This window comes from Bradyrhizobium sp. (assembly GCF_052389815.1).
Taxonomy (GTDB): domain Bacteria; phylum Pseudomonadota; class Alphaproteobacteria; order Rhizobiales; family Xanthobacteraceae; genus Bradyrhizobium.
Genome location: NZ_JBQTHN010000068.1, coordinates 36,427 through 51,010, shown reverse-complemented (window position 1 = coordinate 51,010; position 14,584 = coordinate 36,427). Strand labels below are relative to the sequence as shown.

The window sequence follows — 14,584 nt, the reverse complement described above, 5'->3', positions numbered from 1 at the left end:
GGCAAGCTGATCGGCGAATTCCAGGCGCTGCAGCACCGCGCCGCCGAGCTCTATGTCGACATCGAGATTTCCCGCGCCGCCACCTTGAAGGCGCTGCAGGCGCTCGATGCCGACATCGACAAGGCGGCGTCCGCCGTGGCGGTGGCGAAGGCCAAGGCCGGCACCACGGCAACGCGCGCCGTGCAGGAGGGCGTGCAGATGCATGGCGGCATGGGCATGACCGACCAGTTCGACATCGGCTTCTTCATGAAGCGCGCGCGGGTCTGCGAGGAATTGTTCGGCGACGCGAATTTTCACGCCGACCAGCTGGCAAGGTCAAGGAGTTATTGAGGGACTCTCACTCCGTCATTGCGAGCCAACGGGTCCGCGCAAGGCGCGGCCCGATGACAGGCTCCGCGAAGCAATCCACAGCTCGGCAAACGGGTAGATGGATTGCTTCGTCGCTGCGCTCCTCGCAATGACGGTGGGTGTGGCAGCGTTGCCCCAACAACAGTCGTCATCGCCCGGCTCGACCGGGCGATCCAGTATTCCAGAGACTCAGCGGCTAAACGATGGGCCGCGGCGTACTGGGTCACCCGCCTTCGCGGGTGACGACAAGTGAGGGCGCAGCGCCGACGCTTACCGGATCGGCGGGGCGTACTGGATGCCGCCGGCGCTCCAGAGCTGGTTCATGCCGCGCGGAATCTGCAGCCTGGATTCGCTGCCGATATTGCGGTCGTAGATTTCGCCGTAATTGCCGACGTGACGGATGATGCGCACCGCCCAGTCCTTCGGCAGGCCGAGCTGTTCGCCGTAATTGCCCTCGTTGCCGACCAGCCGCATCACGTCCGGCTTCTTCGACTTCAGCGCCTCGTCGATGTTCTTCGAGGTGATGCCGAGCTCCTCGGCGTTGATCATCGCATAGAGCGTCCACTTTACGATCATCATCCAGTCGTCGTCGCGCTGGCGCACCACGGGGGCGAGCGGCTCCTTGGAAATGACGTCGGGCAGGATCGCGTGATCGCCGGGCTTGGCCATGTTGAGCCGCAGCGCGTAGAGCTGCGACACGTCGGCCGTCAGGGTGTCGCACTTGCCTTCATTGTAGGCCTTCACGACGTCGTCCAGCTTCGGCAGCTTGACCTCTTCGAACTTCATGTTGTTGGCGCGGAAATAGTCGACGAGGTTGAGCGCGGTCGTCGTGTTCGCCTGCACGCAGACCTTGCTGCCGTTGAGGTCGAGCGCGGAATCGACTTTGCGCGAGCCCGGCAGCATGAAACCCTGGCCGTCGTAATAGGCGACCGCCGGGAAATACAGGTCGTATCTGGTCTCGCGCGCCATGCTCCAGGTGGAGTTGCGCGAGAGGATGTCGATCTTGCGCTTCTGCAGCTCGGTGAATCGCTCGCTGGCGTCGAGCGGCACGAACTTGGTCTTCTTCGGGTCGTCGAAGATCGCGGCCGCCACCGCGCGGCAGAAGTCGACGTCGAAGCCGGTCCAGTTGCCCTTGTCGTCGGGGATGGAGAAGCCGGGCAGGCCGGCATTGACGCCGCACAGCACCTCGCCGCGCCGCACCGTGCGCCGCAACGTCCGCGTGTCGTAGAATTCGTAGATGATCGCGCCAATGGCAACCACGACTGCGATGGCGAGCCCGATCAGCAGGCCGCCCCGGAATGTGCGCATCATTTTTCTCTCACAGGAATTTTGGGAAATGGATCGGCCGGCGCGGCGAGCCCGCGCCGGTTATAGCTCGGGCTTCTGGCGGATGACGACTTTGGTGCCGACGGGCACGCGCTCATAGAGGTCGGCGACGTCGGCGTTGACCAGGCGGAAGCAGCCGGAGGAGACGGCGGTGCCGATCGTGTCGGGACGGTTGGTGCCGTGGATGCGGTAGACCGTCGTGCCGAGATACATGGCGCGCGCCCCGAGCGGATTGCCGGGCCCACCGGCCATGAAGCGCGGCAGATAAGGCTGGCGGGCGATCATCTCCGGCGGCGGGGTCCAGTCCGGCCATTCCGCCTTGCGGGTGATGTTCACCAGGCCCTGCCACTGAAAGCCTTCGCGGCCGACGCCGATGCCGTAGCGGATGGCGCGGCCGTTGCCCTGCACGAGGTAGAGGTGACGCTCGGCGGTCACCACGATGATGGTGCCCGGCGCCTCGTTGGTGCGGTAGTAAACGACTTGCTTCCTGTACTGCGGCTGCAGCTCGTAAGCATCGTCGGCAACCAGGCCGGGCTCGTCGGCATCGGGTCGCTTCTGGGCATGGCTTTGCACGGTCGAAAACACGAGACCGAAGGCTGCGATCAACATCCAGGTCAGGTGACGGAAATTCGTCATGCAAAGCTCTCCTTGGCAGGGCGCGCGGCAAATCAATCGCGCTGTGGAACCATCCAATCTCAGGGTCCGGTTGATGGCAAGTTTAGGGCGAATCTGAGGCCGCCGGAATGCCATGAATTCGGGGATTCGCATCGTAAACCCGTCATTTCGGAGAAATCCAGAGCTTGAGCAGCAACGAGAGCAGCGCCACGGTGCCGACGCCGGCGAGCCAGAGCGCCGCGAACCACAGTAAACGCTGCGCCAGCGGGCGCTGCGGGGGCTTGACCCGCATCAATGATATCCACCCCCGGCCTGCACCTTGCCGCGGAACACGTAATAGGCCCAGGCGGTATAGGCGAGAATCAGCGGGATCAGCACGGCCACCCCGACCAGCATGAAGATCTGGCTGTTCTCGGGCGCGGCCGCCTGCCAGATCGTGATGCTCTGCGGCACGATGTAGGGGTACATGCTGATGCCGAGCCCGGCATAGGACAGTGCAAACAGGATCAGCGACAGGAAGAACGGCTGGTAGTCATGCTTCCTGGCCAGCGCCCGCAGCAGCAGCACCGTGACGGCGGCGACCGCCAGCGGCACCGGGGCGGTAAAGACGATGTTGGGCCAGGTAAACCAGCGCTGGGTGTACTGCACGTTGAGGAAGGGCGTGGCGATGCTCACCGCGCCGATCGCGCCCAGCATGGCGAACAGCAGCGCCCAGGACAGGCCGTAGGCACGGTCGCGCAGCTCGCCTTCGGTCTTCATCACCAGCCACGTCGCGCCCAGCAGAGCATAGCCGATCACGAGGGAGATGCCGGTCAGGACGCTGAACGGCGTCAGCCAGTCCCACCAGCCGCCGGCATAGTGCCGGCCCTCGACTTGAACGCCCTGCAGGATGGCGCCGAGCGCGATGCCCTGTGCCAGCGTCGCCAGCAGCGATCCGCCGGCAAAGGCCTTGTCCCACAGGTTGCGCTCCCTGGTGGCGCGCCAGCGGAATTCGAAGGCGACGCCGCGGAACACGAGTCCGAGCAGCATCGCGATCATGGGCGTGTAGAGCGCCGGCATCAGCACGGCATAGGCGAGGGGGAAGGCCGCCATCAGCCCGCCGCCGCCGAGCACGAGCCAGGTCTCGTTGCCGTCCCAGACCGGCGCGACGCTGTTCATGATGACGTCGCGGTCCGCTTTCCTGGGAAACAGCGGAAAGAGGATGCCGAGCCCGAGATCGAAGCCGTCCATCACGACATAGACGAACACCGCAAAGGCGATGATGAAGGCCCAGACGATGGCGAGATCGACGGCGAAGTTCATCGGATCGCTCCCGTCACGGCGCCGGCAGCCGGCGTGATGCCGGCAGCGTGGGAAGGAACCTCATGGCTCGGGCCTTCCTCGCCCGGGTGCGGCGGGGCCGCCATCAGGCGCAGGATATAGACGACGCCTGCGGTGAACACGGTGAAATAGACGATGATGAAGCCGATCAGCGACGAGCCCACCGCGGGCGCCGCGAGCGGTGAGACCGAGTCCGCGGTGCGCAGCAGCCCGTACACCGTGAACGGCTGCCGGCCGACCTCGGTTGTGACCCAGCCCGCCAGCACCGCGACGAAGCCCGACGGCGCCATCGCCACCGAACAGATGTGCAAGAGGCGCGATTGATAGAACGTGCCGCGGATGCGCATCAGCAGGCTGAGCAAGCCGAGTCCCGCCATCAGCAGGCCCATGCCGACCATGATGCGGAACGACCAGAAGGCGATGAAAACCGGCGGCCAGTTCTCGCGCGGCACGGTGTCGAGGCCGGCAAGCGGCGCATCCGGCGAATGCTTCAGGATCAGCGAGCCTGCCTTGGGAATTTCGATCGCGTATTTCACCTGTGCCGCGGCCTGGTCGGGCCAGCCGAACAGGATCAGCGGCGCGCCGTGCTTGTGGCTGTCGAAATGGCCTTCCATCGCCATGATCTTCACCGGCTGATGCTCCAGCGTGTTCAGGCCGTGCTGGTCGCCGGCCACGATCTGGATCGGCGCCACGACGGTCGCCATCCACATCGCCATCGAGAACATCACGCGCGCGCCGGCCTGATGCGGGTCGCGCAGCAGATGGAACGCGCCGACCGCGCCGACCGCGAAGGCGGTGGTGAGGTAGGCGGCCAGCACCATGTGCACGAGGCGGTAGGGGAAGGACGGGTTGAAGATCACCTTCAGCCAGTCGGCGGCGACGAACTGCCCGGCCGCATTCATGGTGTGGCCCGTCGGCGTCTGCATCCAGGAATTGGCGGAGAGGATCCAGAATGCCGAGATCAGCGTGCCGATCGCGACCATTAGCGTCGCCATGAAGTGCAGGCGCGGGCCGACGCGATCGAGGCCGAACAGCATGACGCCGAGAAAGCCGGCCTCGAGGAAAAACGCGGTCAGCACCTCGTAGGCCATCAAGGGGCCAAGCACCGGGCCGGTCTTGTCGGCAAACACCGACCAGTTGGTGCCGAACTGGTAGGACATCACGATGCCCGACACCACGCCCATACCGAAGGCGACCGCGAAGATCTTCAGCCAGTAATTGAAGAGGTTGATGAAGACCTCGCGCCCGGTCCACAGCCAGAGCGCCTCCAGCACCGCGAGATAGCTGGCGAGCCCGATGGAGAAGGCGGGAAACACGATGTGGAACGACATCGTGAAGGCAAATTGCGCCCGCGCCAGTACTATGGCGTCCCAGCCTTCGAGCATCGCTGACCACCCATCGTTGCTTCCACGGCAACCCTATCACGCCGGATGCGACGGCAGTACCGCGCCTTTTGCAGCTGGGGTCCGCTATCCCACCGATTTCCCGGCATCCGGAGGAACATTCAGGCGCCGAATGATTTCGGCGCGCACGGCACGTGCGCCTTTTTCGTCGTGCCTTGTCGGGCTGCGGAACGTCCGCCCGGTATGCAGTCGAATGCTGACGGTGCGAGCCCTGGCCTCGGAGTCCGGCTTGTCGACCTCGATCGCCGCGATGTCATCTGCCCGGATCGTCTCGGCATGTTGCCGGCCGTTCCACGCAATTCGCTCGATCTGGATTTCGCCGTGCCGAATGATCCACAATGCGCCGGCGAGCCGGTGCGCGGAGCGGTAAAGTGCAAAGGCGGCGATCGCACCGAGCGGCAGGAGCAATCCGAGCGCCAGCTTCGACTCACCGATCCGCAATGCGACGAGGAACAGCAGGATCCACGAACCCGCCAGAACCGGTACGATCACTCGGAGCGCGCGAACGAAATTGAGGCCGGCCGGCGAGCCCAGCACGATCTCGGCGTTGACGACATCGAGCGGGTTTTCGACGGGCGCGATATCGGGAAGGCCGAGCAATCGCGCAATCGTTGCCGTGGTTTCGTTGACGCGCGTGATGTCGGGCAAGGGTGGCGAGAGCAGGACATCCCCCGATGCAAGCTCGCAGGCGAGGCTGAAACTCGTGGGATAGCTGAACCTGTTCTTTCGGACGCGGACGTTCGAGATGTCGCGATTGCCGATCATTCGCTTGTGCACCCGCCCAAGCGGGCGCTGCTCGCCGATCAGGATGCCGTCCCGCGTGACGATCCAGGCCACGTTGCGCTCAAGCGCGGCAACGCCGATCAGGAACAAGCCGAGCGGCGCGGCCGCGAACGCGGCGACGAATGGCGGGCCGCCCGAGGCCCAGGTCAGCAGGCCAGGGACGAGAATGAGCAAGACCAGGGCACCGGAGCCCGCCCAGACCAGCCTTTCCCTGAGCGAGGACCCCTTGCGCAGCCGAACTTCATCCGGGTTTGCCGCAGCATCCATGGCAGCGGCAAACATCACGACCGGCCCCGTCGCGTCAAGCCGCAGGGGCGCAACCGCAGACTGACAATGTCGTGGTTGCCGTCAGCTGTTGGCGCCGAGCAGCCTTGCAACCGTTCGCTCGATTTCCTCGTACTGGCCTTCGCCGGCGTGCTGGAAGACGATCTTGCCGTTCTGGTCGACGATGTATTGCGCGGGCCAATACTGGTTGCGGTAGGCGTTCCAGGTCTTCGAATCGTTGTCCTGCGCTACCGGATAGGTGATGCCGTGCCGCGTCAGCGCGGCCTTGACGTTGCCGGCCGAGCGCTCGAACGGGAATTCGGGCGTGTGGACGCCGACCACGACGAGGCCGCGGTCTTTGTATTTCCTGTAGAGCGCGGTGACGTGCGGCAGCGTGTTGACGCAGTTGACGCAGCCGTAGGTCCAGAAGTCCACCAGCACTACCTTGCCGCGCAGGCTGGCGATGTCGAGCGGCGGGGAATTGAACCAGTTGGTGATGCCGACGAAGTTCGGCGCGGTGGCTTGTGCGGCGGCGACGTCGAACGGGGCATTGGCGCCGCGCGGCGCTTCGGCACTGAGCGCCGGAACGATGCCGGAAGCGATCAGCAAAACAGCACCGGCAAATGAACGCAGGGACATGGGAGGTCTCCGATAAGTTACAGGCCGATCTGGCCGTTGGGATAGAACCGGGTGAGCCACGCCACGAACAGCGTGTCGTACTGGAAGTAAGAAAGCGCGGCGAAGCCGATCACGACCGCGCCAAAGCCCTGCTGCAGCTGCGGCGCGATCCGCGCCAGGCTGCGCACGCGGGTGGTGACGGCTTGCCCGCCATAGGCAATCGCCAGCATCGGGATCGCCGCGCCGATGGCATAGGTCACGAGCAGCGTGCTCGCCCATGCGGTGTCCTTCGACGTCGCGATCACCGTCAGGATGGAGCCGAGCACGGGGCCGGCGCAGGGCGTCCACACCAGGCCGAGCGTGGCGCCGAGCACGAAACCGCCGAACAGGCCCGGGTCGGACGCAGCACCGACGCCGCCAAATCCGCCGAGCCGGCCCGCCAGCCGCTCGAACGGCGCGGGCCAGAGCATCAGCAGGCCGAAGCCGGCGAGCAGGATCGCCGCGGCGCTGCGCAGCACGTTGGGATCGAAATCGAAGACGCGGGTGACGGCGCTCAGCGCCAGCGCGACGAGCGAGAACGACAGCACGAAGCCGAGCGCGATCGTCACCGGCCGCGCCTTGCCGGTCTGGCCGACCGATGCCCCGAGGAGGATAGGCAGCATCGGCAGCGTGCAAGGCGCGGCGATGGTGACGACGCCGGCGAGCAAAGCGAGAGGGAGGTCGAGCATTCGCGAAAAAGTCCGTTGGAGCGTTTTCAAGCGAAGTGGATGCCAGTTCGCGTGAAGAAAACGCGTCAAATCAAGAATCGAGGGCCGTTCGCGATTCTCTACGCGGCCGCGCCCGCAGCCGTTACGGCGCGCAGGCGTCACGTGTCCGTGACGCTTGTCGGCCCGGCAAGCGCGGCAGCGTGAGCCCCAAACGTGGAGCGACCCGGCTGGGGGGCATCCCGGCCGGGTCGTTGGAGGCAACTTGGGAGGTAGAAATTGGTCGGTAGAAAACCGGTCGTCTGAAATTCCGTTCAGCGTGGGGATTCGCTGCCCCAGGAGATCACGCAGACCTCGCCAGGAGACTTGGCGCTGCAATCCACGACCTGCTCCCGGACGATCATCGTGCCCTGACCGCGGTCGGCGCGGGGGGCGGCACTCTGGGCCGACAGGGTCGCTAGCGTAGAGATCGCACCGAGCGGGATAATGAAGTAGCGGAAGGACGGCTTCAGCATTTCGGTCTCCCTTGTCGGTGGTTGGCGCTTCGTCAGTGGCTATCTGTGTAAGGGCTGTGTTTTTCCGGGTGATGTCGCCAATTGTTTCAATTGTTTCGTTCGCCGTAACCGGCAGGGCGCGAAAAAGGCCCGGTTTCCCGGGCCTTTTGCTCTGTAACTATCTGAAAATACTGTTCTTTACGCAGCGAGGCTTTCGACGCCGGCGCCCTTAAGCAAATCCGCAAGCTGCTTGCGGGCGTAGAACATCCGCGTCTTCACCGTGCTCTGGGGGATGCCGATGATCTCGCCGGCCTCCTCCACGCTCTTCTCGTGATAGTAGACGAGATTGATGATCTCGCGATGCGCCGGCGACAGTTTTGCCACGCAGGCGCGCAGGATGGCGCTGGTCGAGGCGCGGTCGAGCGAAGCCTCCGGCGTGTCGGCGCCGTCGGCGATCTCCAGCACGTCTTCCTGCTCGATGTCTTCATGGCGGCGCTGGCGCAGCGCGGTCAGCGCCTTGAAACGGGCGATCGACAGCAGCCAGGTCGAGACCTGCGAACGGCCCTGGAACTGGCGGGCGGTCCGCCACACGTCCAGGAACACCTGGCTGACGAGGTCTTCCGCCATGGTGGTGTCGCGCACGATACGCAGCACGAAGCGATAGACCCGAACGTTGTGCCGCGAATAAAGCACGTGCATCGCGGTACGCCCGCCCTTGGCGATTTCCGCGAGCAGCTTCTCGTCCGATGTCGCGCGCGCAGCGTCGATGTGCTTGCTGGCTGCGGCGTTGATGGCGATGACGTTCGACATTGACAGGCTCCCGGTTCGCGCCGTTGGGCGGCGTTTCGTTGGGAGGAGTGATAGTTAAGGCGCGTTTCGGGATGTCTGCGCGAAAAGCGGAAAATGGTTTCGCGGGGGAGAGAATTGTTTCGTCGGGAGCCCCGCGACGAAACATTCGAGGCAAAAATGTGAATGATTTCAATATGCGGAAAATTGGAGACGTCCCGGAACTCGATTTGAACCGCCCGAGCCGCTGCCGCGTCCAAGCCGTCTTTGGAATCAGGCCTTGTCGCCGGCGGGCGAAAACAAATAGCCGCCGCCCCTGATGGTGCGGATCACGGCCGGCTTGGCCGGGTCGATCTCGATCTTGCGGCGGATGCGCATGATGCGCAGGTCCACGGCGCGGTCGAAGGCCTCGGCATCGCGCGCATTGGCGAGCTCCAGCAGCCGCTCGCGCGACAGCACCCGCTTGGGATTGGCCGCGAACACCTTCAACAGTCCGAACTCGGAGGCGGTCAGCGGATGCTCGTTGCCCTCATCGTCGCGCAGCGCCTGCGCTTCGAGGTCGAGCCATTTGGTGCCGAAGCGCACCAGCTGGTCCTTGGCGGCCTTGGCGCCGCCGGCCTCCGCGGCCGGCGCCTTGGCGGCGGTGCTCCGGCGCAGCACCGAGCGGATGCGCGCCATCAATTCCCTGAGCTCGCAGGGCTTTGCGACGTAATCGTCGGCGCCGAGCTCGAGCCCGACGACGCGGTCGATCGGGCTGGCGGTCGCCGTCAGCATGATCACCGGCACGTTGATGCGGCTCTTGAGGTCGCGGATGATCGACAGCCCGTCTTCCTCGGGCATGTTGAGGTCGAGCACGACGAGATCGGGCACGCCGTTCTCGATGGCGCCGCGCAGGCTCTTTCCCCCGTCGCACAGCGTCACGTTGAAGCCGTGCATCTTGAGGTAATCGCCGACCATCTCGCGGGCCGGCGCCTCGTCGTCGACGATGATGATATGCGGGTTCTGGGTCATGACGCTTCTGTCGCGGGCAATGTAACGGTAAAGGTCGAACCCTGTCCGGGCCCCTGGCTCTGCGCCGTCACATGGCCGCCATGCATGTCGATGATGCGCTTGACGATCGACAGCCCAAGCCCGGTCGAGCTTTCGCCGGCGGTGGGCTTGGCGGACAGCCGCTGGAACCGGCCGAACAGGCGGCCGAGGTCTTCCGGCGACAGGCCCGCGCCCTGGTCGGAGACGCGGATCGCGGTGTTGGGGCCCTCATGGCTGACGGCAATCGTGATCCTGCCGCCGATCGGCGAATATTTGATGGCGTTGCTGACCAGATTGTCGATCGCCTCGCGGATGCGGTCGGCGTCGCACATGGTGACGAAGTTCGGCGGCGCCGAGACGCTGATGGTCTGCTGCTTGTTGACGGCCGAAGGCATGTTGGTCTCGGTGACCTCGGAGACGAGAGCTGCGACGTCGACCGGCTCGCGGCGGATGGTGATGTCGAAGGCGTCGGCCATCGCGTCGGAGATCAGGTGATCCACCATCGTGGTCAGGCGCCTGGTGGCGTCGCGGATATGCTCGACCTGCGCGGTGACGTTCTCCTTGGGCGAGCCGGCGCCGATCAGCTCGGTCAGCATTTCGGTGCGGCCGAGGATCACGCCGAGCGGATTCTTCAAGTCGTGCGCGACGGTGCCGAGGATCTCGTTCTTGAAGCTGTTGGCGCGCTGCAGCCGCAGCCATTGCGAGGAGAGGCGGCGGTTGGCCTGCATCAGCGCGCGGGTGCGCTGCGCCACGCGATCCTCGAGCTGGGTGTTGGCCTCGTGCAGCTGCTGGTAGAGGATGACGTTGTCGAAGGCGATCGACAGCCGGCTCGAGAAGATCTCGACCAGCGCACGGTCGGTCTCGGAGAGCTGCCGCTCGGCCTGCAGCAGCACCACCACCTCGCGGCCGCTGCCGGTGCGCAGGTAAAGCACGCTGCGGTGGTCGGCGAACTCGTTCTTGCGGCGCTGGAAGGCGGCTTCCACCATCTGCCGCAGGTCCGGATCGAGCGACTTCGAGCCGGTCGAGCCGATGAAGCGGCTGTAGCAGCCGCTGCCGGCCAGCACGGAAAATTCCGATCCGGCGCCGTCGTCGCGCAGCACCAGGATGCCCGCACAGTCGACATTGAGCAGCGAGGCGAGCTGGGTCAGCACGCCCTCGGCGAGCCGCTGCATCGACTTGAAGTCGTACAGCGTGGAGGCGGCGTCGATGATGATCTCGAGCCCGCGCCGGGTCTGCACCATGCGCTCGAGCTGCTGGTAGCTGCGCAGCGCCGCGGTGAGCGAGGTGAAAAGCTTGTCGGCCGTGAGCTCGGTCTTGGCCTTGTAGTCGTTGATGTCGTACTGGACGATGACGCGGCGCTCCGGCGCCTGGCCGGGCTGGCCGGTGCGCAGGATGATGCGCACGGTCTCGTTCTTGATCTCGCTGCGGATGTATTCGACGAGCTCGAGGCCGGCGACGTCGGTTTCCATGATCACGTCGAGCAGCACGGCGGCGATATCGGGGTGCTCGCGCATCAGCTTGCGCCCCTCGGCCGCCGAATAGGCCGACAGGATTTCCAGCGTGGAGCCGTTGAGATTGTAGTCGCTCAGCGCAAAGCGGGTGCCCTCGTGCACGGCGGCATCGTCGTCGATGACGGCGATCTTCCATTTGCGAGCGGACGAGGCCTCCGGGGCGTGCCCGGTATCATCGATCAGGTGGAGGACATCGTCCTGTTCGGCCATTGCTCGGTTCCGTCCGCTGCTTCGTCGACTACCGTCGGGTCGCCCCGGGCGACCCGCGGCATGATAATGCGAAAAGTGGTGCCTTGTCCTAGCCTTGACTCCAGGAGAACGCGACCACCCAGTTGCTGCGTGACGAGGTTATAGACGATATGCAGGCCGAGTCCCGTGCCACCTTCGTTGCGGCGCGTGGTGAAGAAGGGGTCGAACGCCTGCCGCTGCACGTCCGGCGTCATTCCGGCGCCGTTATCGGCGAAAATGATCTCCACATCGTCGCCGCCGCGGGGGCGCGCCGAGATCGAGATGGTGCCGGAACGCCGGTCGGCGAAGGCATGGTTCGCGGCGTTCAGGAACAGATTGGTTAAAATCTGCCCGTAGGAGCCGGGATAGCCGTCGATCAGGAGGCCCTCGGGCACGTCCACCGAGAGCTGGATGGCCGACCGCTTCAGCACCGGCCGCAGACTTGCCACGATCTGGTCGGTGGCTTCGGAGAGGCTGAACTGGCGCCGCTCCGCATGCGAGCGGTCGACCGCCACCTGCTTGAACGACTGGATCAGCTCGCCCGCGCGATGCAGGTTCGCCACCAGCTGCTGGGCGGCGTCGCGCGAGGTATTGACGAACTCGTCGAGCTTGGAGCGCCGCAGCTGGTTCGAGTTCAGCTCCGCCTGGAACGCGTCGGCGCGGCGGGCAAAGCTCGACGCCACCGTCAGGCTGATGCCGATCGGGTTGTTCACCTCGTGGGCAACGCCGGCGACGAGGCCGCCGAGCGCGGCAAGACGTTCGGCGTCGATCAGGTTCTGCTGTGCGGCGTTGAGCTCGAGCAGCGCAGCTTCGGCCTTTTCCTTGGAGCTGCGCAGCTCTTCCTCGGTCTTGCGCTTGGCGATCGCATTCTCGCGGAACACCTCCACCGCGCGCGCCATCGCGCCGACCTCGTCCCTGGCTTTGGTGCCTTGCACCTCGCGGCCGTAGTCGCCGTTCATGATGGCGCGCATCGACGTCATGATCTGCTGCAGCGGCAGGCGGATCGACAGCGCGATGACGACGCCGGCGGCGAGGATGATGCCGAGGAACAGCACCGCGATCGAGGTCACGCGGCGGGAAATGTTCGACAGCGTGTGGTCGAAGGTTTCCTGCGCCTTCAGCTCGCGCTGGCGCATCTTGGCGGACAGATCGTCGATGGCGCCGATCGCATCGGCCTGGCTGGCGTCGATGGTGTTGCGCAACAGCTCGGTGCGGCTGGCGAGCTGCCCGGAGAGCTTTGCCAGTCCCTCGCGCAGGTCGCGCGTGCGCTGCAGGAGGCGCTGAAGGGCGAGCTTCTGCAGGTCGTTTTCGGCGAGATCCGTCATCACCGGAATCGACTTTTCGATGGTCTCGGTATTGCGGCGGGCATCCTCGGCCGAGGCGGAGGCGACCGAGAGATAATAGGCGTTGGCGGCGACCAGGAGCGCCGTGAAGGCCTCGCGCGACTTGCCGAGCGAGGGCCAGATCAGCGCTTCGCGATTGCCGGTGGCGCCCTCGATGATCGAATAGAGCCCGGCCATGTCGCGCGCCGGGCCCAGCACCTGCTCGTCATAGATCTTTGAGATTTTCGCCTGCACGGCACGCAGTTCGCCGAAGCCGTCGAGGAAGCGGCTGGTGACGCGCTCGAGCTGCTCCACCGAGCCCGACAGCATCGGGTCGGTCGCCGCGCGCGTGGTCAGCGTGCCGAGCACGGCCTCGCGGAGCAGCAGTATCTCGGCGAACAGCTCGGGGCTCGGCTGGTTGATGTAGCGGTGGATCAGGTTCTGCAGCCGGCTGGTCTCGCTCTCCAGCAAGGCGAGGATCTTGTCGGACTCGCGCACCTGGCGCACGTCCTCCCAGGCCGATCCCAGCACCTTGGCGCCGTTCCAGATCAGCGCCGCCAGCACCAGCACCACGGCGGAATTGAGCAGCGCGATCGACAGGATGCGCCAGCGGATCGGCACGGCGCGGACCAGCTGGACGATGCGGACGCGGGCGCGTCCGACGAAATTCGTCGGTCGTTCCATCGTGCCGTCGTGGTTGGTCAGTGCCAAAGCTGCTTTCACTCCACCTTGCGGATACGTTCGATCAGTTTGGCGGAAGCAGGGTCCTGCTGCGCCCTGGCATAGATGCCGGTCATCGCCGCCTCCAGCGGGCGCTTGTCGATGTCGGTCACGATGACGACGCCGGCCGCTTCCGCCTGCTTGCGCGACTGCTCCTCGAGGTCGCGCCACTTTTCGCGCATGAACTGGCTGGAGCGCCGCGCCTCCTCGCGGAAGATCCTGCGGTCTTCCGCCGGCAGCGTCTCCCACGCCTTCAGCGACATCACCAGCACTTCCGGGCTCATCGTGTGCTCCGTGAGCGTGTAATGGCCGGCATGCCTGTAATGATCCGTGGTGACGAAGGAGGGCCAGTTGTTTTCCGCGCCGTCGATCAGCTTTGTCGCAAGTCCGGTCAGGACTTGGCCATACGGGAGTTCTACGGGGGTGGCGCCGAGCGCGCGCATCATCGCGCTCATCTGCTCGGATTGCTGCACGCGGATGCGCAGGCCCTCGAGGTCGGCGCGCGAGCGGACCGGGCGGTTGCTGTTGTAGATCGACCGCGCGCCGGAATCGTAGAAGGCGAGGCCGACGAAGCCGTAGGGCTCGAAGCTGCCGAGGATTTCGTCGCCGATCGGCCCGTCGAGCACCTTCTGCATATGTTCGATGGAACGGAACAGGAATGGCAGCGCCAGCACGTTCATCGCCGGGACGAGGTTGCCGATCAGCGCCACATTGGTGCGGTTGAGGTCGATGGCCCCGGCGCGGGTCTGTTCCAGCGTTTCCTTCTCCTCGCCGAGCTGGCGCGAATGGAACACCTTGATTTCATGGCGGCCGCCGCTGCGTTCCGCGACCTGGCGGCCCATGAAGCGCAGCGCCTGGACGGTCGGATAGTCCTCGTTCTGGGTGTCGGCGGCGCGAAACTCGCGCGCAAGGGCGGTGGTTGAGCCGGCCGTCAAGAGCAGCGCGGCAACAACAACCACTGTCCGCTGCAGTCGGGCGCGGCCAAACACGTTCAAACACTCATCCCCTTGGTGATGGAGTCTGTGGAGGAAGGAAAAGGTTCAACGCTTTTTAGCAGAAGCCGGCCGACCGTGGCTATCCTGCCGAGGTTTTGGTTGATTTCGTTAATTGTGC

Annotated in this window: 15 protein-coding genes; 1 reads left to right on the top strand and 14 read right to left on the bottom strand. The window is 65.2% G+C overall.

The window, feature by feature from the left end:
• The coding region (locus tag ACT4OC_RS11955; RefSeq protein WP_444839193.1) for an acyl-CoA dehydrogenase family protein at nucleotides 1–330 on the top strand (330 nt) is incomplete at its 5' end.
• Nucleotides 331–618: 288 nt separating this feature from the next.
• Here ACT4OC_RS11955 and ACT4OC_RS11950 read toward each other — a convergent pair.
• The 14 genes from ACT4OC_RS11950 to ACT4OC_RS11885 all read right to left on the bottom strand — a co-directional run bounded on the left by ACT4OC_RS11950 (nucleotide 619) and on the right by ACT4OC_RS11885 (nucleotide 14,466).
• Nucleotides 619–1,656 carry an amino acid ABC transporter substrate-binding protein gene (locus ACT4OC_RS11950; RefSeq protein WP_444839198.1) on the bottom strand — a complete coding sequence of 346 codons (1,038 nt, stop codon included), beginning with the start codon at nucleotides 1,654–1,656 and terminating at the stop codon, nucleotides 619–621.
• 60 nt (nucleotides 1,657–1,716) lie between these two features.
• Complete coding sequence (locus ACT4OC_RS11945; protein WP_444839192.1) at nucleotides 1,717–2,310, bottom strand: L,D-transpeptidase; 594 nt, start codon at nucleotides 2,308–2,310, stop codon at nucleotides 1,717–1,719.
• A gap of 142 nt (nucleotides 2,311–2,452) precedes the next feature.
• The gene (locus ACT4OC_RS11940) at nucleotides 2,453–2,581 is read right to left on the bottom strand and encodes a DUF2474 domain-containing protein (RefSeq protein ID WP_444839191.1); all 129 of its coding nucleotides are present in this window, start codon (nucleotides 2,579–2,581) and stop codon (nucleotides 2,453–2,455) included.
• A complete protein-coding gene (gene cydB / locus ACT4OC_RS11935) occupies nucleotides 2,581–3,591 on the bottom strand; it encodes a cytochrome d ubiquinol oxidase subunit II (protein ID WP_444839190.1) in 1,011 nt (336 codons plus the stop codon). Before cydB ends, ACT4OC_RS11940 begins: the two co-directional genes overlap by 1 nt.
• Entirely contained in the window at nucleotides 3,588–4,994 is a 1,407-nt protein-coding gene (locus ACT4OC_RS11930; protein ID WP_444839189.1) for a cytochrome ubiquinol oxidase subunit I, read from the bottom strand. Before ACT4OC_RS11930 ends, cydB begins: the two co-directional genes overlap by 4 nt.
• Nucleotides 4,995–5,078: 84 nt before the next feature.
• Nucleotides 5,079–6,080 carry a hypothetical protein gene (locus ACT4OC_RS11925; RefSeq protein WP_444839188.1) on the bottom strand — a complete coding sequence of 334 codons (1,002 nt, stop codon included), beginning with the start codon at nucleotides 6,078–6,080 and terminating at the stop codon, nucleotides 5,079–5,081.
• 63 nt (nucleotides 6,081–6,143) lie between these two features.
• Nucleotides 6,144–6,698, bottom strand: coding sequence for a thioredoxin family protein (locus ACT4OC_RS11920; protein ID WP_444839187.1), 555 nt, complete (start codon nucleotides 6,696–6,698; stop codon nucleotides 6,144–6,146).
• Nucleotides 6,699–6,715: 17 nt separating this feature from the next.
• Nucleotides 6,716–7,405: a cytochrome c biogenesis CcdA family protein gene (locus tag ACT4OC_RS11915; protein ID WP_444839186.1), complete on the bottom strand. Its 690-nt coding sequence runs from the start codon at nucleotides 7,403–7,405 to the stop codon at nucleotides 6,716–6,718.
• 290 nt (nucleotides 7,406–7,695) lie between these two features.
• Nucleotides 7,696–7,896, bottom strand: coding sequence for a hypothetical protein (locus ACT4OC_RS11910; RefSeq protein WP_444839185.1), 201 nt, complete (start codon nucleotides 7,894–7,896; stop codon nucleotides 7,696–7,698).
• A gap of 177 nt (nucleotides 7,897–8,073) precedes the next feature.
• Nucleotides 8,074–8,685 carry a sigma-70 family RNA polymerase sigma factor gene (locus ACT4OC_RS11905; RefSeq protein WP_444839184.1) on the bottom strand — a complete coding sequence of 204 codons (612 nt, stop codon included), beginning with the start codon at nucleotides 8,683–8,685 and terminating at the stop codon, nucleotides 8,074–8,076.
• Between the two features lie 249 nt (nucleotides 8,686–8,934).
• Nucleotides 8,935–9,672 carry a response regulator gene (locus ACT4OC_RS11900; protein WP_444839183.1) on the bottom strand — a complete coding sequence of 246 codons (738 nt, stop codon included), beginning with the start codon at nucleotides 9,670–9,672 and terminating at the stop codon, nucleotides 8,935–8,937.
• The gene (locus ACT4OC_RS11895; RefSeq protein WP_444839182.1) at nucleotides 9,669–11,411 is read right to left on the bottom strand and encodes an ATP-binding response regulator; all 1,743 of its coding nucleotides are present in this window, start codon (nucleotides 11,409–11,411) and stop codon (nucleotides 9,669–9,671) included. The genes ACT4OC_RS11900 and ACT4OC_RS11895 overlap by 4 nt, the downstream gene beginning before the upstream one ends.
• Nucleotides 11,381–13,435 (bottom strand): ATP-binding protein, encoded by a 2,055-nt coding sequence (locus tag ACT4OC_RS11890; protein WP_444839181.1) that lies wholly within the window; start codon nucleotides 13,433–13,435, stop codon nucleotides 11,381–11,383. The genes ACT4OC_RS11895 and ACT4OC_RS11890 overlap by 31 nt, the downstream gene beginning before the upstream one ends.
• A gap of 35 nt (nucleotides 13,436–13,470) precedes the next feature.
• Nucleotides 13,471–14,466, bottom strand: a complete 996-nt coding sequence (locus ACT4OC_RS11885; RefSeq protein ID WP_444839180.1) for a TRAP transporter substrate-binding protein — start codon at nucleotides 14,464–14,466, stop codon at nucleotides 13,471–13,473.
• Nucleotides 14,467–14,584 lie beyond the last annotated feature (118 nt).

Bases quoted from the DNA above. Each gene is read 5' to 3' on its own strand.
- ACT4OC_RS11950 (WP_444839198.1), bottom strand. From the start codon at position 1,656: ATGCGCACATTCCGGGGCGGCCTGCTGATCGGGCTCGCCATCGCAGTC.
- ACT4OC_RS11945 (WP_444839192.1), bottom strand. From the start codon at position 2,310: ATGACGAATTTCCGTCACCTGACCTGGATGTTGATCGCAGCCTTCGGT.
- ACT4OC_RS11940 (WP_444839191.1), bottom strand. From the start codon at position 2,581: ATGCGGGTCAAGCCCCCGCAGCGCCCGCTGGCGCAGCGTTTACTGTGG.
- cydB (WP_444839190.1), bottom strand. From the start codon at position 3,591: ATGAACTTCGCCGTCGATCTCGCCATCGTCTGGGCCTTCATCATCGCC.
- ACT4OC_RS11930 (WP_444839189.1), bottom strand. From the start codon at position 4,994: ATGCTCGAAGGCTGGGACGCCATAGTACTGGCGCGGGCGCAATTTGCC.
- ACT4OC_RS11920 (WP_444839187.1), bottom strand. From the start codon at position 6,698: ATGTCCCTGCGTTCATTTGCCGGTGCTGTTTTGCTGATCGCTTCCGGC.
- ACT4OC_RS11915 (WP_444839186.1), bottom strand. From the start codon at position 7,405: ATGCTCGACCTCCCTCTCGCTTTGCTCGCCGGCGTCGTCACCATCGCC.
- ACT4OC_RS11910 (WP_444839185.1), bottom strand. From the start codon at position 7,896: ATGCTGAAGCCGTCCTTCCGCTACTTCATTATCCCGCTCGGTGCGATC.
- ACT4OC_RS11905 (WP_444839184.1), bottom strand. From the start codon at position 8,685: ATGTCGAACGTCATCGCCATCAACGCCGCAGCCAGCAAGCACATCGAC.
- ACT4OC_RS11900 (WP_444839183.1), bottom strand. From the start codon at position 9,672: ATGACCCAGAACCCGCATATCATCATCGTCGACGACGAGGCGCCGGCC.
- ACT4OC_RS11895 (WP_444839182.1), bottom strand. From the start codon at position 11,411: ATGGCCGAACAGGACGATGTCCTCCACCTGATCGATGATACCGGGCAC.
- ACT4OC_RS11890 (WP_444839181.1), bottom strand. From the start codon at position 13,435: ATGGAACGACCGACGAATTTCGTCGGACGCGCCCGCGTCCGCATCGTC.